This is a genomic window from Lysobacter stagni (genome assembly GCF_030053425.1).
GTDB lineage: Bacteria > Pseudomonadota > Gammaproteobacteria > Xanthomonadales > Xanthomonadaceae > Lysobacter_J > Lysobacter_J stagni.
In genome coordinates this window covers 1,255,507-1,277,656 of sequence record NZ_JASGBI010000001.1, presented here as the reverse complement: position 1 = coordinate 1,277,656, position 22,150 = coordinate 1,255,507, and the positions used below count along the sequence as shown (strand labels likewise).

22 protein-coding genes and 1 tRNA gene are annotated in these 22,150 nt (G+C 65.6%); 10 read left to right on the top strand and 13 right to left on the bottom strand.

Annotation, left to right across the window (positions count from 1 at the left end):
• Positions 1–2: 2 nt before the first annotated feature.
• Together QLQ15_RS05720 and QLQ15_RS05715 are read left to right on the top strand one after the other, a co-directional pair.
• Positions 3–386: an arsenate reductase ArsC gene (locus tag QLQ15_RS05720; RefSeq protein WP_283211870.1), complete on the top strand. Its 384-nt coding sequence runs from the start codon at positions 3–5 to the stop codon at positions 384–386.
• Complete coding sequence (locus tag QLQ15_RS05715) at positions 386–1,072, top strand: aquaporin (protein ID WP_283211869.1); 687 nt, start codon at positions 386–388, stop codon at positions 1,070–1,072. The genes QLQ15_RS05720 and QLQ15_RS05715 overlap by 1 nt, the downstream gene beginning before the upstream one ends.
• A gap of 98 nt (positions 1,073–1,170) precedes the next feature.
• Here the strand turns inward: QLQ15_RS05715 and QLQ15_RS05710 are convergent, their stop codons facing one another.
• The gene (locus QLQ15_RS05710; protein ID WP_283211868.1) at positions 1,171–2,253 is read right to left on the bottom strand and encodes a TIGR03118 family protein; all 1,083 of its coding nucleotides are present in this window, start codon (positions 2,251–2,253) and stop codon (positions 1,171–1,173) included.
• A gap of 201 nt (positions 2,254–2,454) precedes the next feature.
• Between QLQ15_RS05710 and QLQ15_RS05705 the strand changes: the two genes are divergently transcribed.
• The 7 genes from QLQ15_RS05705 (at position 2,455) to QLQ15_RS05675 (ending at position 6,998) form a co-directional block, all read left to right on the top strand.
• Complete coding sequence (locus tag QLQ15_RS05705; RefSeq protein ID WP_283211867.1) at positions 2,455–3,054, top strand: RNA polymerase sigma factor; 600 nt, start codon at positions 2,455–2,457, stop codon at positions 3,052–3,054.
• The gene (locus QLQ15_RS05700) at positions 3,051–3,716 is read left to right on the top strand and encodes a zf-HC2 domain-containing protein (protein WP_283211866.1); all 666 of its coding nucleotides are present in this window, start codon (positions 3,051–3,053) and stop codon (positions 3,714–3,716) included. The genes QLQ15_RS05705 and QLQ15_RS05700 overlap by 4 nt, the downstream gene beginning before the upstream one ends.
• A 254-nt stretch (positions 3,717–3,970) precedes the next feature.
• On the top strand, positions 3,971–5,002 hold the full coding sequence (locus QLQ15_RS05695; RefSeq protein WP_283211865.1) for a S8 family peptidase: 1,032 nt from the start codon (positions 3,971–3,973) through the stop codon (positions 5,000–5,002).
• A 9-nt stretch (positions 5,003–5,011) separates the two neighbouring features.
• The gene (locus QLQ15_RS05690) at positions 5,012–5,701 is read left to right on the top strand and encodes a TorF family putative porin (RefSeq protein ID WP_283211864.1); all 690 of its coding nucleotides are present in this window, start codon (positions 5,012–5,014) and stop codon (positions 5,699–5,701) included.
• A gap of 151 nt (positions 5,702–5,852) precedes the next feature.
• Positions 5,853–6,287 carry a type II 3-dehydroquinate dehydratase gene (locus QLQ15_RS05685; RefSeq protein ID WP_283211863.1) on the top strand — a complete coding sequence of 145 codons (435 nt, stop codon included), beginning with the start codon at positions 5,853–5,855 and terminating at the stop codon, positions 6,285–6,287.
• A complete protein-coding gene (locus QLQ15_RS05680) occupies positions 6,274–6,495 on the top strand; it encodes a hypothetical protein (RefSeq protein WP_283211862.1) in 222 nt (73 codons plus the stop codon). Before QLQ15_RS05685 ends, QLQ15_RS05680 begins: the two co-directional genes overlap by 14 nt.
• 32 nt (positions 6,496–6,527) lie before the next feature.
• The gene (locus QLQ15_RS05675; RefSeq protein WP_283211861.1) at positions 6,528–6,998 is read left to right on the top strand and encodes a hypothetical protein; all 471 of its coding nucleotides are present in this window, start codon (positions 6,528–6,530) and stop codon (positions 6,996–6,998) included.
• On the opposite strand, the gene QLQ15_RS05670 is transcribed toward QLQ15_RS05675, so the two are convergent.
• The 7 genes from QLQ15_RS05670 to QLQ15_RS05640 all read right to left on the bottom strand — a co-directional run bounded on the left by QLQ15_RS05670 (position 6,973) and on the right by QLQ15_RS05640 (position 15,819).
• A complete protein-coding gene (locus QLQ15_RS05670; RefSeq protein ID WP_283211860.1) occupies positions 6,973–7,686 on the bottom strand; it encodes a response regulator in 714 nt (237 codons plus the stop codon). The genes QLQ15_RS05675 and QLQ15_RS05670 overlap by 26 nt on opposite strands.
• Positions 7,687–7,702: 16 nt before the next feature.
• Positions 7,703–10,411 carry a sensor histidine kinase gene (locus QLQ15_RS05665; RefSeq protein ID WP_283213944.1) on the bottom strand — a complete coding sequence of 903 codons (2,709 nt, stop codon included), beginning with the start codon at positions 10,409–10,411 and terminating at the stop codon, positions 7,703–7,705.
• Entirely contained in the window at positions 10,411–11,040 is a 630-nt protein-coding gene (kdpC, locus tag QLQ15_RS05660) for a potassium-transporting ATPase subunit KdpC (protein WP_283211859.1), read from the bottom strand. Before kdpC ends, QLQ15_RS05665 begins: the two co-directional genes overlap by 1 nt.
• 1 nt (position 11,041) lies before the next feature.
• Positions 11,042–13,069 (bottom strand): potassium-transporting ATPase subunit KdpB, encoded by a 2,028-nt coding sequence (kdpB, locus tag QLQ15_RS05655; RefSeq protein WP_432277844.1) that lies wholly within the window; start codon positions 13,067–13,069, stop codon positions 11,042–11,044.
• Between the two features lie 58 nt (positions 13,070–13,127).
• Positions 13,128–14,876, bottom strand: coding sequence for a potassium-transporting ATPase subunit KdpA (kdpA, locus tag QLQ15_RS05650; RefSeq protein WP_283211857.1), 1,749 nt, complete (start codon positions 14,874–14,876; stop codon positions 13,128–13,130).
• Between the two features lie 106 nt (positions 14,877–14,982).
• Entirely contained in the window at positions 14,983–15,075 is a 93-nt protein-coding gene (locus QLQ15_RS05645; protein ID WP_158984036.1) for a potassium-transporting ATPase subunit F, read from the bottom strand.
• An 18-nt stretch (positions 15,076–15,093) separates the two neighbouring features.
• On the bottom strand, positions 15,094–15,819 hold the full coding sequence (locus QLQ15_RS05640) for a TorF family putative porin (protein WP_283211856.1): 726 nt from the start codon (positions 15,817–15,819) through the stop codon (positions 15,094–15,096).
• A 234-nt stretch (positions 15,820–16,053) separates the two neighbouring features.
• Between QLQ15_RS05640 and QLQ15_RS05635 the strand changes: the two genes are divergently transcribed.
• Positions 16,054–16,269, top strand: a complete 216-nt coding sequence (locus QLQ15_RS05635; protein ID WP_283211855.1) for a hypothetical protein — start codon at positions 16,054–16,056, stop codon at positions 16,267–16,269.
• On the opposite strand, the gene QLQ15_RS05630 is transcribed toward QLQ15_RS05635, so the two are convergent.
• From QLQ15_RS05630 to QLQ15_RS05610, 5 genes are all read right to left on the bottom strand, one after another.
• Complete coding sequence (locus QLQ15_RS05630) at positions 16,270–17,286, bottom strand: transporter (RefSeq protein ID WP_283211854.1); 1,017 nt, start codon at positions 17,284–17,286, stop codon at positions 16,270–16,272.
• Positions 17,287–17,561: 275 nt separating this feature from the next.
• Complete coding sequence (locus QLQ15_RS05625; protein ID WP_283211853.1) at positions 17,562–19,064, bottom strand: arylsulfatase; 1,503 nt, start codon at positions 19,062–19,064, stop codon at positions 17,562–17,564.
• A gap of 286 nt (positions 19,065–19,350) precedes the next feature.
• Positions 19,351–19,584 (bottom strand): hypothetical protein, encoded by a 234-nt coding sequence (locus QLQ15_RS05620; RefSeq protein WP_283211852.1) that lies wholly within the window; start codon positions 19,582–19,584, stop codon positions 19,351–19,353.
• A 43-nt stretch (positions 19,585–19,627) separates the two neighbouring features.
• Positions 19,628–19,703 (bottom strand) — tRNA-Ile (locus tag QLQ15_RS05615).
• Between the two features lie 52 nt (positions 19,704–19,755).
• Positions 19,756–22,056: a GH92 family glycosyl hydrolase gene (locus tag QLQ15_RS05610; RefSeq protein WP_283213943.1), complete on the bottom strand. Its 2,301-nt coding sequence runs from the start codon at positions 22,054–22,056 to the stop codon at positions 19,756–19,758.
• Between the last annotated feature and the right edge of the window lie 94 nt (positions 22,057–22,150).

Sequence of the window (22,150 nt, the reverse complement as noted above, 5' to 3'; positions counted from 1 at the left end):
CCATGAAGCGCGTCTTGTTCGTTTGCATCGAGAACTCCAACCGGAGCCAGATGGCCGAGGCCTTCGCCCGCATCCACGGCGGCGATCGCGTGGAAGCGTGGAGCGCCGGCTCCAGGCCTTCGGGGCAGATCAACCCCAAGGCGGTGCGCTTCATGTCCGAGCTGGGCTACGACCTGACGGGCCACACGTCGAAGTCGCTCGAGGACATCCACGGCGAGTTCGATGCCGTCGTCACCATGGGCTGCGGCGATGACTGTCCATGGATACCGGCCCGGCGCCGCGAGGACTGGGCGCTACCCGATCCGAAGCACATGGACGATGACGGCTACCGCGCGGTGCGCGACGAGATCTCCGAACGCGTCAAGTCGCTTCTGGCTGCGCTGTGATGCCGCTCCCGCGCAGGCTGCTGGCCGAGTTCATCGGTACGTCGCTGCTGCTCGCGGCGGTGGTCGGCTCGGGCATCATGGGAGAGGCACTGTCCCGCGGGAACGACGGCATCGTGCTGCTGGCCAATGCCTCCGCCACCGCCGGCGCGTTGTACGTACTCGTCGCGGTACTCGGCCCGATCTCGGGTGCGCATTTCAATCCGGCCGTGACCGTTGCCATGCGGTGGCGCGGCGAACTTGGCCTTCGCGATGCAGTGGCGTATGTCATCGTGCAACTCATCGCCGCCCTCTGTGGCGTCATGCTGGCGCACGCCATGTTCGGCCTTCCGCTCGTCGATCCGGGCACGCACGTCCGCACCGGATGGCCGCAATGGTTGAGTGAGGCGGTTGCGACGTTCGGACTGCTGCTGACGATCCTGCTGGGCGTTCGCCACCGTCCGAAAGCCCTGCCTGCGCTGGTCGCCAGCTATATCTTCGCTGCGTACTGGTTCACCGCCAGCACCTCATTCGCAAACCCTGCGGTCACGCTGGCGCGCGCGTTCACCCGCACATTCGCGGGCATCCGGCCGCTTGATGTCGCGGCGTTCGTCTGCGCGCAGGGAGCAGGTGCCGCGCTGGCCGTGGGTATCGCCGCACTCCTCATCGATGCAGGCCCATCCCATCGAGGATCGCGCGGGACGGCATGACGTCGGGCGTGGTGGTCCGATAAAGGGGGGATCGCAGTCCCGACCACCGGCCGGGGCTGCGATCCAGGTCGCGCGCTTTCAAGTTGCTCCGCGGCTCTCTACGGAATCACGTCCAGGCGGCCGTACAGGCCGTGCTCCTCGTCATCCGGGCCGGAAGCGAAGAACAGCGTGTTCACCGGCTGATTGGCGAAACCGTTGCCGAACTGCATGCCCCACAGTCCCTCGATGTGGATCGGCCTGAACTGCCGGTCCCGCAGGAACCCGAGTGGAATGCTGAGCACGGGCTCGTACGCATTGATGCGGCCGTCGCCGAAGTTGCCGATCAGCAGAGCATTGCTGAAGCTTCCGAATGCCGCCGGCGCCAGTGCGATCCCCCATGGCGCATTGAGTGAACCGCGCGATGCGACGCGGCGGATCAGCGTGCCTGTCGGGGTGTAGACATCGACATAGCCCAGGCCAGGCCCGACGACCTCGTCGGTCATGCTGGCGTCCTGCTTGGCATAGGTCACGTAGATGTCGCCGCCGATGGCCTGGATTCCGAATGGAGCGAAGCCACGCGGGATGCCCGGATCGGTGAATGCCCCGGGCGGCAACGCAACCGGCTTGAACGTACTGTCGAATACATCGACGCGCGCGTGGAAGAAGTCGGTCGCATACAGCAGCTGTCCACCGCCGCCGGCGCTCAGGGCGAGGCCCTTGTAGTTGGCGCCGGTGGCCGAGTTGTTGACCGCGCGGATCGCGTGGGTGCCGTCGACATTGGGCGCCCAGCCGGCGATCACGCCCTGCTCGGTGGCGAAGAGGAATCGCGACGCGCCGGTCAGTCCGCCCTGACTGACCTGGAAGCCGTTGGAAGCGTTGAACACGATTCCGGTCGGCTCGCCGCCGGTGGCCATGGTGGGCGACGGGATCTGCACGACCAGCGACTGAAGGTTCCCGTCGCCGTCGTACAGCGTCGACACGTGTGCGTCCGCGTCGGCCACCCAGACGAAGCCGAACGGATTGAACGCCACGCCCCATGAGTTGACAAGGTTCGGATCGGTGCGTTCGGCGGGAATGGTGCCGTCCGACACCAGATTTCGCTGCGTGAAGCGAACGTCGGCGGCCTGCGCAGCGGGAGCGGCGACGATGGCGATCGCGATCGCCAACGCAAACGGCGCGCAGAGTGTGGCTGATGACTTCATGTCCGGGCTCCTGAGTGTGGGGAAGGAAGCGCTGCGGCGATACGTCGTTCGCGGCGGGCCGTGCGCGGGACGTGGATTCCCCGAGCGCCGGATCGGGTTCAACCTCACGTGGGCGTAACGACTCCGCGCGGCCGGCGAGCCCACAATTGAACCGGCGGCGACGTCAGCGGTATTGACGACGTGCGAAGCGGAGGACACGGGGTGACGGCTGGGCCAGGCATCGGCGGCGATCCGACCGTTGGCGATCCCCTCGTGGATGAGGTCGCCCTGATGGGACGCGTGGCTGCGGAGCAGATGGACGCGTTCGAGACGCTGTATCGCCTCTACCACCCCAGGCTGACGCGCTTCCTGATGGGCATGACGCATCGCCCTGCCCTGGTGGAGGAGATCCTCGACGACACCATGCTGGTGGTCTGGCGGCGGGCACACACGTACGACCCGGAGGCGAAGGTATCCACCTGGATCTTCGGCATCGCGTATCGCCAGGCGCTCAAGGCGCTTCGCCAGTCGGGCGATGGCCCCACCCCCGCGGAGCTGGACGATTCGCCGCTGACGTCGACGCAACCTGCGCCGGACCTCGAACTGCATCAGCGCGACCTGCATGCGATGTTGGACCACGCGATGCGCGCGCTCTCCGCGGAGCAGCGCGCGGTGATCGAGCTGACGTACTACCTGGGTTACGCATGCCGCGAGATCGCAGCCATCATGGATTGCCCGGTCGACACGGTGAAGACCCGCATGTTCTATGCGCGGCGCCGCCTCAAGGCGCTGCTCGGCGCGAAGCGCGAGGAGGCCATGTGAAGATTCTCCGCTTCGAAGGCTCAGCGCACAGCGAAGCCGAACGGCTGCTGCCGTGGTACGTCAACGAAACGCTGGACGATGCCGAACAGGCGCGTGTTGATCAGCACCTTGCGCAGTGCCGGCAATGCCAGCGCGAGGTCGAGTTCCTTCGCGGTCTCAAGTCCGCATGCGCCGAACCTCGTGCGACGGTGGATCCAACCGCCGCGTTCCGCCGACTGCAGGATCGCCTGCGTCCATCGCGCGCGCATTCGCGGACGTCGCTGGTGGGGCGTGCACGCAATGCATGGTTGGATCTGTCGATTCCGCTGCGCGGTGCGGTCGCGATGTCCTGTGTCCTGACGCTTGGCCTGTTCGGCATGGCGCTGCTTCGCGACGAGCCCGCCGTGCTGTATCGCACGCTGGGCGACGCGCCAGCACGCGGCGTTGTCGCCGGGTCCGATCTTCGCCATCTCGTGGTCGTCTTCGATCCGCACATCGAGCACGCACGCATGCAGCAGTTGCTGCGTGCCAGCCAGGCGCGGATCGTCGACGGACCCAACGACGCCGGCGCGTACGTGCTGGCAGTACCGTCCGATCGCGAAGCCAGCGTGCGCGATGCACTGCGGGCGGCCGCCGGTGTCACGCTGGTCGAAAGCATCGATCCGGTCGAGCGACCCCAGTGATGCGCGTTCGACTGGCATCGCTGCTGGCATGTCTGGCCGTTGGATCAGGTGCGATGGCCGCGCCACCACTGCACGCGGCAGCCGTGGACGAGACTGCCACGCAGGAGGCGCAGGCCGACCGGCAACTGCTGGTGATGCTGCGCGTACCGCCACCGCACCTGCGTCCCGACGCGGACTACACCGGCAACTACCGCAGCGCGGCAGGACGCGAGGCGCGACGACGCACCGCGCGTCAGATCGCGCGGTCCCACGGTTTGCACCTGCTCGACGACTGGCCCATGCCGGCCTTGGGCCTGGATTGCTTCGTGATGGAGGCCGACAGCGGTGTTGCGCGCGCGCGCCTGGTGTCGCAGCTGGCCGCGGATCCGCGCATCGAGCTCGCGCAACCCATGCAGGTGTTTCACGCATTGGCGGAGGGAGACCCGCTGTCGGCTGCGCAGCCGATCGTGACCGACTGGCATCTTCGCGAACTGCATGCGCTCGGGACCGGTCGCAACGTCAACGTCGCAGTGATCGATACCGGCGTCGATGTCGGTCATCCGGACCTGCAAGGCCGACGGATCGTCACGCGAAACTTCGTCGATTCCGGTCCGTTCCCCGCGGAATCGCACGGAACGCAGGTCGTGGGAATCATCGGCGCACGCAGCGATGACGGCGTCGGCATTGCCGGTGTCGCCCCGCAGGCCCGCCTGCTCGCCCTGCGCGCATGCTGGCCCAGCAGCACGGCGGCCAGTGGCGCGGTATGCAGCAGCTTCACACTGGCCAAGGCCCTGCAGTTCGCGCTGGACGCCCATGTGCAGGTGCTCAACCTCAGCCTGACGGGCCCCCGCGACCCGCTGCTCGGCCGCTTGCTGGATGCGGCGCTTGGCCAGCGGATCAGCGTGGTCGCCGCAGTCGACACGCACAGCGCGGACGGCGGCTTTCCTTCCTCGCATCACGATGTGATCGCCGTGGCGGGTGAACAGGCTCGCGATCACCCTTCGACATCGCTGCTGGCCCCGGACCGCGGCATTCCGGCCACGACGGTCGGCGGCGGCTGGAGCTTCGTTTCCGGTTCGTCCTACGCCGCCGCCCAGGTGACGGGCCTGGTGGCCCTGTTACGCGGAATGGCCCCGGCCACGGCGCCGGCGCAGCTGCGCGCTGCGCTCGCCCCGGAAGTTGAGCTAGGCTTGGCGCCGAGGCGGCCGGAACGGATCGATGCATGTGCGGCGGTCGTGCGCGTTACGCAGCGTTGCGCATGCGACTGCATCGCTGGATCCACCACACATTGGAGGCCGCGCCGCTGAGAAGCCGCCGTGCCGCGTGGCGCCATCGTACTGTTGGCATTGCTGTTGGCCACCCCATCCCGCGCCCAGGTCTCGGGCAGCGCGGCGATCGTTTCCGACTATCGCTTCCGTGGCATTTCCCTCAGCGACAACCGCCCAGCGGTGCAGGCCGCGCTCGCCTACGACCATAAGGACGGCTTCTATGCCGGCGTGCTGGCATCGAGCGCGCGGCCCGATCCGGAAAGCGGTAACGACGTGCAAGTGCTCCCATACCTCGGTTATGCACGACGTTTCGGCAATGGAATCGGCTGGGATGTCGGCGTTTCGTACGCCGCATTCCTCGATGCGTCCGGCTACGACTACCCGGAGATCCACGTCGGGCTGAGCTCGGCGCATCTGAGCGCCCGCCTCAACTTCTCGCATCGCTACTTCGGCGACGACTCCGACGCGCTCTATCTTGAACTCAATGGAAGCCATCCTCTGTCGGATCGCGTGCGCCTGCTGGGGCATGCGGGCTGGCTGCACCATGACACCACCGAGCAGTCGTTCCCGGGATTGCAACGCCAGCGGTTCGACCTGCGCGCCGGCCTCGGCGTCACGGTCGCCGCCTGTGACCTGCAGATTGCATGGGTCTGGAGCGACGGTGAGGAAGTGCGTTACGCGTTCTCGCCGGAGGTCGACCATTCGACGCTGGTGCTGAGTCTGTCGCGGTCGTGGTGACGGCGGTCAAGCCGCGCGACGGCAGCTTGCTCAACAGCTACGGCGAGGCTTACCTGAATTTACCGAAATTTTGCGGCGCAACGCCCGCGGTGAATAGCAACTTTACGCGCCCCGGTCCGAGACTGTCCTCATTCCCACGAGGAGAGTGTCGATGTCCATCGCCATCATTACCGCCCCGAACGGCCTGGTCGACCAGCCTGCCGGTCTGCCCCGGGAAGTGGTGTCGCAACTGGTCGAGCGCGCCGCACAGGCCGGGCGCACGGTAGCCGTGCGCGCGTGTTCCAGCGCAACGGAAGTCGTCGATTGCCTGCGCCAGTTGAACGGGAACGGGACCGAGTTCGTCCTGTTCGATCCGGGCGCCCATTCGCTGTCGCGCAGTGCCATCGGTGCGTGCGTTTCCCGCCTGGGCAAGCCCAGCATCGAGGTGCACGCGGGCCCGTGCCCTGCGGTCGAGATCTCATCGGTCGCGGACTCCATCAGTGTCATCGACGGCTATGGCGCCCAAGGCTACGTCCTCGGCCTGTCCATCGCACTGGAGTACCTGGGCGATGCGGAGTGCGAGAACCGGATCCATGTCGGGACCTGAAATGCGGTACTGCTACTTTGCCGACTACGAGATAGTGGTAAGCGAACGCTTGCGTGTCTGGGGGCAGGCGACGCTCGTCCATGAGATCGAAGACAGTGCGGCTCTCGACCCCGCCGACGTGCTTCGTCGCATCCAGCAACAGGCCGCGGACGCGCACGGAGTGCGCCCGGGAGAAGTGCGCGTCAGGGCGCTGAACCGGCTGGATTGAGCGCGGCCCACCGATACGCATTCGCCTGGGCCATGAGAGTTCTATTCCTTCAGGGGCCGGGAGCGGCCAGCACTCATCTCGACGGACAGACCGCTGCGGGGCTGTGGCGCGCGGCGCAACTGTGCGGGCACTGTCTGAGCTATCGGGCAAGCCCCTCCCTCGGGGCGTTGGTGGATTCGCTTCGTGGCCGCACGTGTGAAACGAGCGACCTCGTCCTGCTCAACCCGGGTGAACTGGACTTGGCGCCGGACGGTGCCCTTCGGTCCCTTCGCGATGCGCTCGACCATCTCACGGTTCCGTACGTCGAGATCCACGAGCGCAGCGGCCAGTTGCTGGATCTGGATCTGCGCTCCAGTCGCCAACCGCTCGCCACGATCGCCATCAGCGGCGACTTCGGCTCCGGCTGCAGGATCGCGATGAGCGTGGCGATTCGACATCTGGCGCTGATTGGACGGCGGGATGTCTCCACCGACGGCGCTACACCCGATTCGATGCACCGATGAACTTGTATCCGACACCCGCGTCCGTCGCGATGTAGCGAACCTGGGTCGCATCCTCGCGCAGCTTCCCGCGGAGCTTGCCGACCAGTATCCGGAGATAGTGCGTATCTTCTTCGTGGCTGGGGCCCCAGACCTCCCTCAGGATGTGCGGCTGCGTCACGACGCGGCCAGCGTGCCGCACAAGCAGCGCAAGCATCGCGAACTCCTTGCGCGTCAAAGGCACCACCTCCCCTTCGATCCTCACTTCCCGCCGGGCCAGGTCGATGAACAGCCGGCCGTCGTCGAACACGGGGATCGGCGTCTCCGCACCGACCGCATGGGTACGCAGCAGGACACGAACGCGCGCCATGAGTTCCTGCGCACCGAAAGGCTTCGTCACATAGTCGTTGGCGCCGCCATCGAGCCCCGACACCTTCGATGTTTCGTCCGATCGCACGGTCAGCAGGATCACCGGAACCGACGACCACTGCCTGATCCGACGCAGGACGTCCTGCCCGTCGATGTCCGGCAGCCCCAGGTCCAGGATCACCAGGTCGGCGCCCTGCGTCGCCAGGGCTTCCAATCCGCTCTGGCCGTTTTCAGCCATCGCCACGCTATAGCCTTGCGCGCGCAGGCTGATGTCGAGGAAGCGGCGGATCTGTGGCTCGTCGTCGATGACGAGAACCCGTGCCGACAGGCTGTTGCTGCTCATGCCTCACTCCCGACGACTAGGGCTCGATCCTCGGCAGCGTGATTCGGATGGTCGTGCCATGACCGCCTGCTCCCGCCAACGCCTCGACGCTTCCGCCGTGCGCTCCGACCATGCCTTGTGTGATCGCAAGCCCAAGGCCAGTGCCCTTGCGGCCCCGATCCCCGTTCTCGACGCTGTAGAACATGTCGAAGATGCGACGGCGTTCATCTTCGGGAATGCCGGGACCGCGGTCGCGCACGTCGAGCCGCAGGTTTCCGTCCACGGTACGGGCGTCCACGTCCACCGCATCGTTCGCTGGCGAGAACTTCGCGGCGTTTTCAAGCACGTTGAACAGCGCCTGTTCGATCAGCGCCGGGTGAACCCAGATCGGCGCGAGGCCGGGCTCGATGGACACGTTGAAGCGGGCCTGTGGCTCGTAGCGCTGCAGGCGGGTCACCGCCGATCCGATCAGCTCATCGACCCCGATCCAGTCCCGTTTCAGGGTCAGGCCACCGTGCCCGAGTCGCGTCATGTCGAGCAGGTTCTGGATGTAGCGATCCAGACGTTCGCTCTCGATGCGGATGGTCTCCAGCAACCCATGGCGATCCTGTTCGCTCATCGCGGCACCGTAATGGTCGAGGCTGCTCGCGGAGCCGATGATGGACGCCAGGGGCGACCGCAGGTCGTGCGATACCGATGACAACAAAGCGGAACGCAAACGCTCGGTCTCGTTGGTGACGCGGGCATTCTCCAGATCCGAAACGAGCTGGGTGCGGACGGCGGCCTGCGCGATGTCTTCCGCCATTGCCTCGGCCAACCCACGCTGCTCCGCCCCCAGGCGATGCGCCTGCGGGGGGAACCGCAGGCCGACGACCCCGGTTCGACGCTCTCCCAACGCGAGCGGCACGAACCACCACTCCGAGGCGGACAGGGTGTCGGTGTAACGTCCAGACGCCTGGCGATTGCGCATGGCCCAGTCGGCGGCGGCACGATCCTTCTCGCCGAGTTGCGTTGCCTGCTCCAGCTCCTCATCGATCTGGAGCATGACGTCGGCGTCGAACGATCGCTTCAACGCGGCCCGCCCGGCCTGTGCCACCTGGCCAAGGTCGGCCGCGGTCGAAAGCTGACGCCCCAACGTCTGCAATGCGGTCGCCTGCGTGTTCGCCGCGCGGAGCGCGACGACCTGCATGCGCAGTTTGGATGCGAGCCGGCCGGCGACCAGGGCAGCGACAAGGAACAGCACCACCGTGATGACGCCCTGTCGGGCACCGATCAGCAACGTGAAGCGCGGTTCGATGAAGAAGAAGTTGTAGGCCAGGAAGCACAGCACCGCGGCGAGCACGGCTGCCGTCATCCGTGTCCGCGCCGCCACCAGTACGACGGCAACGATGAAGATCAGCGACAGGTCGTCGAGCGCGAGCCAGCGCTCCGCGAACCAGGCCAACGCAGTGGCCAGCGTGGCCGATGCCACGGCGAGCAGCGCGTCGTTGGCGTTCAGGTGCCCCTTGAGCGTGCGCCATGAGCGGCGGGATCGGGCACGCGCCTCAGGCGTACTGACAATGGTCAGTTCGTAATGCGCACCGCGTTGCAGCAGCTGTTGCGTCAGCGTGCGGTTGATCATCCGTGCGAAAGGCCGCTCGCGCGTCCGGCCAAGCACGATCGTGCTGATGCTGGATCGCGCGGCCTGGTCGAGAAGTGCGTCCACGATGCTGTTGCCGTGAAGCACCTGCGTGTCGCCGCCCAGCCTTCTGGCCAGGGCGAACGCGCGCTCCAGCTCCAGCTGCTGCGCTTCGTTCGGGACGCCGCTCTGGACCGTCACGACGGTCCACGGCGCATCGCGTCGTTCGGCCAAGCGTCGGGCGACCCGCACGAGGTATTCGGACTGACCCATGCCGTCGATCGCCAGCATCACGCCGCGCCGCAGCGGCATGCCCGGCAGGCCGCGCGCCGCTTGTGCCTCGCGCAGGTCGCTGTCGACCCGGTCGGCCGCAGTCTGCATGGCCAGCTCGCGCAGCGCGGTCAGGTTGCTGGGCGAGAAGAACGCCTGCAGCGCCTGGGCGGCCTGCTCGGGAACGTACACCTTGCCCTGCTGCAGGCGTTCGATCAGTTCGCGTGGTGGCAGGTCGACCAGCACGATGTCACGAAGGCGATCAAACACGGCATCCGGTACGGTCTCGCTGACCCGCACCCCGGTGGTGCGGTGAACGACGTCGTTGAGGCTTTCAAGATGCTGGATGTTGATCGTCGTATAGACGTCGATGCCGGCGTCCAGCAGTTCAAGCACATTCTGCCATCGGCGTTCATGACGACTGCCGGGAACGTTCCGGTGCGCCAGTTCGTCGACCAGTGCGACCTTGGGTTTGCGCGCCAGCAGCGCATCCAGGTCGAGCTCTTCCAGCTGCCGCCCCTGGTAAGCGATGTGCTTTTTCGGAAGGATTTCGAGCCCCTCCAGCAAGGCCGCCGTCTCACCGCGACCATGCGTTTCGGCGATGCCGATGACCACGTCGGTGCCGCGGCGCTGCAGTTCCCGTGCGCGTCCCAGCATGGCGTAGGTCTTGCCCACACCCGGCGCCGCGCCGAGGAAGATGGTCAGTCGCCCGGAGCCCTGGCGCTGCAGCTCGCCGATAAGGGCGTCGGCCTGCTCCGTGCGTTGTGCCGCGCTGCGTTCAATCACGGTGTCACCTTCTGCTTTGGCTCCGTTGCGAAAGCGGGAGCCAGGCGGAGGCCCGGCTCCCGCTACGCGCATCACGACTTCTTTTGCAGCGCGTCCAACGCGATGTTCAACTTGAGAACGTTGACGCGCGGCTCGCCGAGCACACCGTACTGGGCAGGTTCCGTATTGGCATTGACCAGCCCGGACACGACCGCGGATTCCAGGCCACGCGCCTTGGCGACGCGCGCGATCTGCACCTGCACGCCGGCCGGCGACAGATGCGGGTCCATGCCGCTGCCGGACTGCGTGATCAGCTCCGCGGGAACCTGCCCGGCCGGGATGCCTTCACGCTGTGCGACGGCGAGCCTGAGCTCATCCATGCGCTTGCGCAGGTCGGGATTGCTGCGGGCCAGGTTGCTGCCGGCCGCCGCCATCGGGTCGTAGTTCGCGGCCGACGGACGCGGCTGGAAGTAGCGTGCGTCGCCGAAGGGTTGGGCCACGAACTCGGAGCCGCGGGCCTTGCCATCGACGGCGACCAGACTGCCGGTCGCCTGGTGAGGAAACACCACGCGACCCAGCGCCGCCCCGGCCAAGGAGTACAGGAAGCCGAAGCCGACGAGGATCACCACGGTGAGCACCAGGCTCGCACGCAGGGTCGTTCCTTCTTCGAGAACGGCCACCGGGGCCGCGTTCGATTGCAGAGTGGAGGTCAGGGAAGTCATGTCAAAGCCCCATGGCAACAAGTGCAAGATCGATCAGCTTGATTCCCACGAACGGCAGCAGCACGCCACCGACGCCGTAGATCAGCATGTTCCGGCGCAGCAACGCCACCGAGCTGGCGGGCTTGAAGCGCACGCCCTTGAGTGCCAGCGGAATCAGCGCCGGGATGATGATCGCGTTGAAGATCAGCGCGGCCAGCACGGCGTTGGCCGGGCTGGACAGCTGCATGATGTTCAGCGCCGCCATCTGCGGAATCGCGGCGGCGAACAGCGCCGGCAGGATCGCGAAGTATTTCGACACGTCGTTGGCGAGCGAGAACGTGGTCAGCGCGCCGCGCGTGATCAGCTGCTGCTTGCCGACTTCGACCACCGCCAGCAGCTTGGCCGGATCGCTGTCCAGATCGACCATGTTGCCGGCTTCCTTCGCCGCCTGCGTTCCGGAATTCATCGCCAGGCCGACATCGGCCTGCGCGAGTGCGGGCGCGTCGTTGGTGCCGTCGCCGACCATCGCGATGAGCCGGCCACCGGCCTGCTCGGCACGGATGCGTGCCAGCTTGTCTTCCGGCCTGGCCTCGGCGATGTAGTCGTCGACACCGGCCTCGGCGGCGATGGCCGCGGCGGTGAGCGGATTGTCGCCGGTGATCATGATCGTCTTGATGCCCATCGCGCGCAGCCGTGCGAAGCGCTCCTTGACGCCGTGCTTCACCACGTCGCTCAGCTCGATCACGCCCAGGATATGGCGGCCTTCGCTCACCACCAGCGGCGTGGCACCGGCGCGCGCGATCTGCTCGATGCGACCTTTCAGTTCGGCGGGAACGAGTCCACCCAGCCCGAGTACCTGGCGTTCGATCGCATCGCCCGCCCCCTTGCGGATAACGCGGATGCCGCCTTCCAGGTCTGAATCCTTCAGGTCGACGCCCGACATGCGCGTCTGTGCGGTGAACTGCACGTAGTTCGCATCGGCCGGGTCCTGCAGCGCACTGCCCTGCTCGCGTGCAAGCTTCACGATCGACTTGCCTTCCGGCGTCGGGTCGGCCAGGGAGGACAGCATCGCTGCCTCGCGCAGGCGCGCCATCTCGACACCCGCCAGCGGATGGAACTGCGTGGCCTGACGGTCGCCATAGGTGATCGTGCCGGTCTTGTCGAGCAGGAGCACGTCGACGTCGCCAGCCACTTCCACGGCCTTGCCCGACTTTGCGAGCACGTTGGCCGCGAGGGCGCGGTTCATGCCGGCGATGCCGATGGCGGGCAGCAGACCGCCGATGGTGGTCGGGATCAGGCACACCAGCAGTGCGATCAGCAGCAGCGGATCGAGCTTGGCGCCGACGAATCCGGCCAGCGCCGGAAGCGTCGCGACCACGATCAGGAAGGTCAACGTCATCGCCGCCAGCAGCATGGTCAGCGCGATCTCGTTCGGCGTCTTCTGGCGATTGGCGCCTTCCACCAGCGCGATCATGCGGTCCAGGAAGCTCTGGCCTGGCTCGGCGCTGACCTGCACGATGATCTCGTCCGACAGCACCTTGGTGCCGCCGATCACGCCGGAACGGTCGGTACCGGCCTCACGCAGCACCGGCGCGGACTCGCCGGTGACGGCGGCCTCGTTGATGGTCGCAACGCCCTCGACGATCTCGCCGTCGGCGGGCACGAACTCACCCGCCGACACGATGACGTAGTCGCCCGGGCGAAGCGTCGATGCCGAGACGCGGCTTTCGCCACTGACTCGGGTGCGACCGCTCAGTCGGCGCGCCACCAGATCGCGACGTGCCGCACGCAGGGACGCCGCCTGGCCACGGCCGCGCGCTTCGGCGATGGCCTCGGCGAAGTTGGCGAACAGCACGGTGATGAACAGGATGACCGTCACCGCGGAACCGAACGCGAGATTGCCCGGCACCGCGAAGGTGATCAGCGCCGACAGGAGGGTTCCCAGCAGTACGATGGCGATCACCGGGCTCTTCAGCGCCTGGCGCGGAGCCAGCTTGCGGAAGGACTCGATCAGCGAGGTGCGAAGCGCCGCGCCGTCGAGGCCCGCCACAGCCTGACGGCGGGCGTTGCCCAGATGGGTTTGTGTAGTCTCAGTCACGTTCATTACCTCACGGCGTCGCCGAGGCGGCGCTGTAGAAAGTCAGGTGTTCGGCGATCGGGCCCATGACGAGGGCGGGCGTGAACTGCAGCACCGTCAGGATCACCACCACGGCCACCAGCGTCAGCGCGAAGGTCGGGGTTTCCACGTGCAGCGTGCCGCTGCTCTCCGGGGCCACGCGCTTGCGTGCCAGCAGGCCCGCAACGGCCAACGGAACGATCAGCGCCGGGAACCGGCCCAATGCCAGCACGACCGAGCAGCTCAGGTTCCACCAGTAGGTCGCGTCGCCCAGGCCTTCAAAACCCGATCCGTTGTTGGCGAATGCCGAGGTGTACTCATAGAACACCTGGCTGATGCCATGGAAGCCGGGATTGGAGTTACCCGTGATCGACGGAATCGCCAGCGTCACCGCGCTGAAGCCCAGCACGACCAGCGGCTGCAGCAGGATCAGCAATGCCAGCAGTCGTACTTCCGGGGCTTCGATCTTGCGACCGAACAGCTCCGGTGTGCGCCCGGTCATCAGGCCGGCAAGGAACACACTCAGCATCAGGTAGACCAGGAACTGCTGCAGACCGCAGCCGATGCCGCCCCAGATGCTGTTGATCAGCATGTTGATCATCGACATGCCACCGGTCAGCGGCGCCATCGAGTCGTGCATGGCATTGACCGAGCCGTTGTTCACCTGGGTGGTCAGGCTCGACCAGAGCGCGGACGTCGCGACGCCGAGCCGGACTTCCTTGCCTTCCATCACCGCCGGATCGGCGGCCGTGGAGGAGTAAACCTCCGACCACATCGACAAGCCGGTCGTCACCACGGACATCAGCAGCATCGTGCCGAACACCATGGCCGTGAGCTTCCGGCGGCGCACCAGCGGGCCGACCATGAAGGTGATGGCCACCGGGATCAGCACGATGCCGAGCATCTCGATCACGTTCGACAGCGGCGTCGGGTTCTCGAGCGCCACGGCGCTGTTCGGGCCATACCAGCCACCGCCATTGGAGCCGAGCTGCTTGGCAGCCACCATCGGAGCGACCGGACCCAGCGGGATCTTCTGCTCCTTCATTTCCACCGACGCATCGACCGGCGCTACCGTGGGCCCGCCTTCGAGCGTGGACGGAACGCCCTGCCACGTCAGCAGAAGCGACCACACCAGGCACAGCGGCAGCATGAAGCGCAGCGTCGCGCGGGTCACGTCGGCCCAGTAGTTGCCAAGATCGCGGTCGCCTTCGGGCGAGGACGCGTGGCCAGCGACGGCCGAATGCCCGGCGCGCTCCTCGATCGCCTGACGCCCACCGAACAGGCCGCGCAACGTGGCCACCACCATCGCCAGGCCCATGATTGGCGTCACCACCTGCAGGCCGACGATGCCGACCATCTGCGACAGGTAGCTCAGCTGCGCCTGGCCGGAGTAATGCTGCTGATTGGTGTTGGTGAGGAACGACACCATCGTGTGCAGCGCGGTATCCCAGCGCATGTTCGGGATGTCGTCCGGATTGAACGGCAGCCAGGCCTGGGTCATGAACTGGATCCAGACCACCAGTCCGACCACCAGGTTGCTCAACACGAACGCCTTGGCGTAGCCGCGCCACGTCATGCCACGCTTCGGGTCGGTCCCGATGGCTTTGTAGATGGCGCCCTCGATGGGATTGAGCGCGGCGTCCAGCCATGTACGGTCGCCGCGCATCACGCGTGCGAGGTAGCGTCCGAGCGGCCAGCCAAGGGCGATCGCCAGAACGAATACAAGAAGAATCTCGGTCATGTGAGTGTTCTCTCGCCGTCATCCACGGGAGGCGGGGGCCAAACGTCCTTCAGATCCTTCCGAAGAAGACGCTGGCCCCCGCATAAGCGGCATGGCGGCAGTTGCCTTAGAAATCTTCGGGACGAAGAACGACGTACAACAGGTAGGCGGCGGCCACGATTACCGCCACGCTGCAAACCAGGGCAAGCCAGCCGGGCATACCAGTTCTCCTTTCAGATCAGAAGGACGCCTGCACGGCCGCTTCGATGCGGTCGCCGGCGAAGTCTTTGCCGAAGATGTCTTCGGCGTTCGAATCGGTTGCGTGTGCCGTCACGCGCAGTTCCAGCGGCGCCTTCACGGTCCACACCGCGCTGAGCTGTCCATGCAGGTAGCTCTCGCCGTAGATGTCTTCCAGGTAGTAGTAGCCGGCTGCGGCCTCGATGCGGAAGACATCGTTGATCGGGAACTTCGCGCCGAGCTGCGTATACAGTCCGTCTTCGTCACTGCCCAGCGCCTCGGGCGAGTAGCCCAGCGACAACCAGTAGTTGCCCGCATAGGTCACGGTGCCGTTGAGCTCGGTCCAGTTGAGGTCCACCGTGGTGGACGGGTACTGGTAGCGCAGCAGGTTCACGTCCAGCGCCCAGTTCGGCGCGATCTCGCCGCCCCAGCCGACCGTGAAGTCCAGCTCGCTGCTGGCATGCGTTTCGGGCGCGAATTCCACGTTCGAACCCCAGACCGAGCCGTAGAAGCCGGACTCGCTGGCCAGCTTGAAACCGGCCTGCACGGCAGCGTCGCCCTGGGTCTGGGTGGTGCCGCGCCAGACGTAGTCGCTGGTCAGCGCAGCGCTGCCGCTCAGGTCGGCCGCGCGCGCAGTAGCGCCAAGCGAAAGCGCTCCAACGATGGCAAGAACGCCAAACGGAAGATACGTACGCAGCTCGCGCGCACGGAGAATGAAATGCTTCATATACCCCTGCTTGAATCGACGAGGCCCTTCTTGGCCACGGCGAAATTCTCGGCCTGGGGCGCGTAAAACCTCTATTCGCTTTCACCCGCCGCGCGTAAATTGCCCGTAAAGATTCGACGCTTAACAGGCCACCGTTCTGTCGGCAGCGCCGTTCGTCGAAGAGAGGCTAAGCCGTCTCGGTGCTGAAGTTTGGGCACGGTATTCTCCGACCGCCACCCATGCGGAGACTGATCCATGCAGAAGTCTCGAGACGAACTTGCGTCCGACTTGTTCGCGATGCGCGCCTCCATTCCGCTCTGGCGTAAATCCCTGAGCGAGGACGAGCTGATGTCCGTCTACCGCGACCAGGCACATCGAGTCCTTTCGTGGGCCGGCGACGAAGACCGCCAGTGGGTGACGACTCAGTTGAACGCTGTCGTGCCGTGGAAGGCACTCGTGCGACCGGACTAGTCAGTCACGACGCTTTCCGAAGGCCAGGTACGCCAGTACCGCCGTCAATGCGACGAGGAAGGTCACGATGACTGAAAATCCTCGAGCGCTGTGCGCGAGGGGCATGCCGCCCACGTTCATGCCGAACAATCCGGCGACCAGGTTGATCGGCAGCGCCAGCACCGTAACCACGGTCAGTACGAACAACGTGCGCCCGGTCTGTTCGTTGACCAGCGCAGCAAGCTCTTCCTGGATCAGCTTGACGCGTTCGACCAGTGTCGCCGAGTCGCCGATCGCCGTGGAGAATTCTTCGGCAGCCTGTCGCAGATCGGCCACGTCGTCCCGGCTGATCCAGGCCGGCGGACGGTTCAGCAGGCGGAAGAGCGCGGTGGGTTCGGGGGCGAGCAAGCGCTGCAATCGCACCAATGTCCTGCGCAGCGAGCCCAGCTCCTTCCGGTCCGTCGACACACGGTTCGCGAGCAGACGGTCCTCGATCTGATCGACCCTGGCGCTGGACTTGCGGACGATGTCACCCAGCACGCTGGCCTGATCGCGCAACAGGTGCGCAAGCAGTTCGACGGGCGAGCGGAACTTCTGCCCAGACCGCACGGCACTGCGCAGCTGGTCGACCGAACGCAGCGGCCGCAGTCGTGCACTGACCACCATGTTGGGCGAGATGCACAGGCTGGTCGTGCCCACGTCCGACGCGTCGAATGCCGACTCGAACAGGACGTCGTGCACGACCGCGACCAGGCGATCATCGTCCAACTCCAGGCGCGTGGAGCCCACTTCGCTGCGCAGCGATTCGAGGAAACCTTCGGGCAACTGCAGCGACCGCCGGAAGAAGCGATCGGTCGCCTGGTTGGACAACGAGAAATGCAGCCACAGGAAGGCCCCGTCCGCGCCCTCTTCCTGCGTTCCGAGGAAGATCGGCACGGCATCGGCATCAATGATCTCGGCCACGCCCTCAGGCGTGAACCGATAGCCCCAGATCAGCCCGTTCTTGTCCGACCCGTAAGTCGCAACCGTGGTCTGCATGGCGCACTCGTCGCGAAGGTGGTCGGGCCGAGATTAGCCCAATCCCTTTTCGCTGAGGTATCACTCCACCTGCCGGAACTCGCGCGGGCGCAAATCTCTGGCCGTTTGGCGCGGACACGGGTGGGCCCAGCTGGATTCGAACCTGGGACCAAGGGAGTAGAAGTCCCATAGGCGTCGCTGGTACGCCTGAATCAAGCCCGCCATCCACGCACAAAGCCCGCAATCGCCGCGGGCTTTGTGCTTGCCTGTACTCAGTGCGGCGACGTTACGGATCGTCACGCGCCGCCGGACGAGGCGTTCTCCAGACTGGCGAGCACGTTCTCCAGATTGAAGCTGGCCGCCTTCTGGCTCGGGGGGAACTCCTTGAAACTCATCAGGAACTCCTGGACGTAGGCTTGCGCCGGTACCAGCAGGTAGATGCGCCGGAACATCCAGTCGTAGTAGGTGTTCGAGGTGATCTCCGCACGCTCGTACGGGTCTGTCCGCAGATTGAAGATGTATGGCGTGCGCAACGTGATGAACGGCTCCTGCCAGATCTTCAGCGTGCCTGGGACGCGCTGCTCCATGAACAACATCTTCCAGTTGTCGTAGCGCAGCGCAGCGACCTCGCCCTCGTCGGTGAAGTAGATGAACGACTTGCGCGGACTCTGTTTTTCCTTGCCGGTCAGATACGGCAGCAGGTTGTAACCGTCCAGGTGCACCTTGAAGGTCTTGTCGCCGACCTTGTAGCCCTTCTTGAGCTTTTCCTTGATGTCCGCATCGCCGGCGATCGCGAGGAGGGTGGGGAACCAGTCCTGATGGCTGACGATCTCGTTGGACTCCGACCCGGCCGCGATCTTGCCAGGAAAACGCACCATGCACGGGATGCGGTAGGCGCCTTCCCAACTCGAGTTCTTCTCGTTGCGGAATGGCGTGGTTCCGGCATCCGGCCAGGTGTTCATATGCGGCCCGTTGTCGGTGCTGTACTGCACGAACGTGTTGTCCGCAATGCCGAGCTCGTCGAGAAGAGCGAGCATCTGGCCAATGCAATCGTCGTGGTACAGCATCGTGTCGTGGTACTCAGACTGCCAGTGCCCGGCCTTCCCGCGCCAATCCGGATGCACGTGCGTGAAGGCATGCATGTGCGAGGTGTTGAACCAGACGAAGAACGGTTCGCCGGCTTTGTGTGCGGCCTTGATGAACTTCTTGGCGGCCTCCATGAACTCTTCGTCGCAGGTTTCCATCCGCTTCTTCGTGAGCGGGCCGGTGTTCTCGATCTTCTGCCCGCCCTTGCCGTCGGCCCAGCAATGCAGCACGCCGCGCGGCCCGTACTTCTTCTTGAACTCGGGATCGAGCGGATAATCGACGTGTTCGGGCTCTTCTTCGGCATTCAGGTGGTAGAGATTGCCGAAGAACTCATCGAAACCATGCATGGTCGGCAGGTGCTCGTCCAGGTCGCCCAGGTGGTTCTTTCCGAATTGGCCGGTGCGATAGCCCAGCCCCTTGAGGGCTTCGGCGACGGTGATGTCCTTTGCCTTGAGCCCGAGTCCTGCGCCGGGTAGGCCGACCTTGGTGAGCCCGGTCCGCAGGCCGCATTGTCCGGTAAGGAACGACGCGCGGCCCGCAGTGCAGCTTTGCTCCGCGTAGGCATCCGTGAAGATGATGCCCTCCTTCGCGATCCGGTCGATGTTGGGCGTGCGATAGCCCATAAGGCCTTTCGTGTAACAACTCAGATTCGACTGACCGATGTCGTCGCCCCACATTACAAGAATGTTGGGTTGCTTGGCTTTTGTTGCCATGTCCTAACCCTCGCGGTGCTTGGATTTTGGGAGGATCGCCGGCAACCTCAGGCGCGAGTTCGGTAAGTGGTCCAGTCAGGTGTCGAGTGATTCATTCCGGACGCGCGTGTGCCGACTGAGTGCTCGTTCGCCGATCAGCCCGACTACACACGGGTGGCACAGGCATCGGCCCGCTGAAGATACTTGGCACCAGAGAAGGGGCTGGTGAAGGGCGCGAGCCGGGAACGAACCGCTGAACGCGCCGCCAAGGCCGAGCGCTCTGTATCGCATGCCCGCTATCGGCAAGTCACTCAGCGTCCGCAGCAATGAGTTGCTCGACGAGTTTCACGTCGCCCACGATGTCCTCGGTGCCGGTGAACCGCGCGACCTCCATGTGCCCGTCCTCGAACACATCTACCTCCACGCGCTCGCCCACGAGAGTCAGGGAAACAAGGATTGTGTCCGCGCGATACCGCCCCAGCGTAAAGCTGATGCCGGCGGATTCAAGGCGGCTAAGCAGCTGGTAGAGCTCATGTCGCACGGCTTCCCCCTACCGCTTTGAGTTGGAAACGGACATCAGCATCTGGTGGGCCCAGCAGGATTCGAACCTGCAACCAAGGGATTATGAGTCCCCTGCTCTAACCGTTGAGCTATAGGCCCGTGGGCTGCGAAGTTTAGCAGCCCGCGGGCGCGGACCCCGATGCGTGGCCCGTCAGGGTTTCGACATCGAGTACGGACGCTGCGACGGTGCGGTGGCCCAGGCGGTGTTCGGCTCGGCCTGCATGACGAAGTGCAGTTCGCCACCGGCCATGATCTCTTCGTGGCGCAGGTAGGCGCGTTCCAGCGGTTTGCCGTTGAGGGTGGCGCGGCCGATGTACGGATGCGCGTCGTCCAGTCCGTCCGCGGTGACCGTGAAGCGCTTTCCGTTGTGCAGGTTGAGCGTGGCGCGCGGCAGGAACGGCCGGCCGATCACGTACTCGTTGCTGCCCGGCGCGACCGGGTAGAAGCCCAGCGCGGTGAAGACGTACCACGCCGACATCTGACCGAGGTCGTCATTGCCCGCCAGACCGTCCGGGCGCGGGGCGTACTGCGTGGACATGATGTGGCCCAGTCGTGCCTGCGTGCGCCAGGGCTGGCCTGCGTAGGCATACAGGTACGCCACGTGATGGCTGGGCTCGTTGCCGTGCGCGTACCAGCCGATCAGGCCGGTGATGTCTTCCATGTGTTCGAAGATCTTCGGATCGACTTTCGCTTCGAAGACCTTGTCGATATGGTCGAGCAACGCGGCGTCGCCGCCGTGCACGGCCGCGAGACCAGCCACGTCCTGAGGCACGTACCACGAGTACTGCCACGCATTGCCTTCGGTGTAGTCGGTGCCGTAACCGCTGGCGCTGGGATCGAACGGCTCGCGGAAACTGCCGTCGCGCTTGCGGGCGCGCATGAAGCCGGTCTTCTCGTCGAATGCATGGCGCCAGTTCGCCGCACGCTTGCCGAACCGATCGGCGACGTCCGTGCGACCCATCGCTTCCGCCATGCGGGCGATGGTCCAGTCGTCATACGCGTATTCCAGCGTCTTCGAGGCAGCCTCGCCCTCTTCGTCGATCGGCACGTAACCCAGCTGCATGTACTGCGCGATGCCGTCGTACGGGCCGTAGCTGGCGCTGGCGACCATCGCCTGCAGCGCTTCGTCGGCATCGAATCCGCGGATGCCCTTCATGTACGCGTCGGCGATCACCGGCACCGAGTGGTAGCCGATCATGCACCACGTCTCCAGACCGTGGAACGCCCACACCGGCAACACGCCATACGGACTGGCGCGACGCGAAGCCAACATCGAGTTGACGAAATCGCTGGTGCGCTGTTCCGGCTGCACCAGCGTCAGCAGCGGATGCAGCGCGCGGTACGTGTCCCACAACGAGAACGTCGAATAGTTCGTGAAGCCTTTCGCCTGGTGCACCGCGTTGTCCGGTCCGCGATACCGGCCGTCGCTGTCCATGAAGAGGCTGGGGCCCATCAGCGTGTGGTACAGCGCGGTGTAGAAGCTGCGGCGCATCGGCTCCGGGCCGTCCACGTCGACCGCGCCCAATGCCTGCATCCACTGCGCCTTCGCATCGCGGCGCACCGCATCGAAGTCAAAGCCCGGCACTTCCGCATCGAGGTTGGCGATGGCTCCGTCCTCGCTGACCGGCGAGATCGCCACCTTCACCACCATCGACTGCCCGGACGCATCGTCGAAATCGAGTGCGCCGACCAGTTGGCGTCCTTCGATCTGCGCACGCTGGCGCGGATCCTTTTCGCCCGGCGGCGGAAAGCCCTTGTAGGCGACATCCTGTTCGGTGTCGTGGAACTGATGGCCGCTGACCGGCCTGGAGAAGCGCATCGCGAAGTACAGCTGGCGCCCCGGCGCCCAGCCGCGCGTTTCGCGGAAGCCGGTGAGCGTGCCGTCGTCGCGCAGGCGCAGGCGCGACCACTGCACCTTGCCAGGGTAGTCGTACATGCTGGTGCGCAGATCGACCAGCACATGCACGGGCTTGCCCTTGGGGAAGCGGTAACGGTGCACGCCTGCGCGCGGGCTCGCGGTGAGCTCGGCACGGATGTCGTAATCCTGCAGCGTCACGGCGTAATAGCCGGGCTCCGCGGTTTCATCGGAATGACGGAAGCGCGAGGTGTAGCCGCTGCCCGGCTTGGCCACGTCGCCACGCTCCAGCTTCACCTCGCCTGCGATGGGCATCACCAGCACGTCGCCGAGGTCGGAATGGCCTGTGCCCGAAAAGTGCGTATGCGAGAAGCCGACGACGGTGGTGTCGTCATGGCGATACCCCGCCGCCCAGCCGTAGCCTTCCTTGCGCGACTTGATCTGCGTGTCGGGGCTCAGCTGCACCATGCCGAAGGGCACCGTCGCACCGGGAAAGGTGTGGCCTTCGCCGCCGGTGCCGATGAAGGGGTCGACCGCCGCGTAGGCGCGCGCGGTCGCATCGTTCGCCACGACCTTCGGTGGGGCCGCGAGGGCCATGCCGCTGACGGCCCATGCGCACAACATCGACCACGCAATCGGAGGGAGGCGGAATGCGGGGCGGGCACGACGGGACATGGGCGCTCCTGGCGAT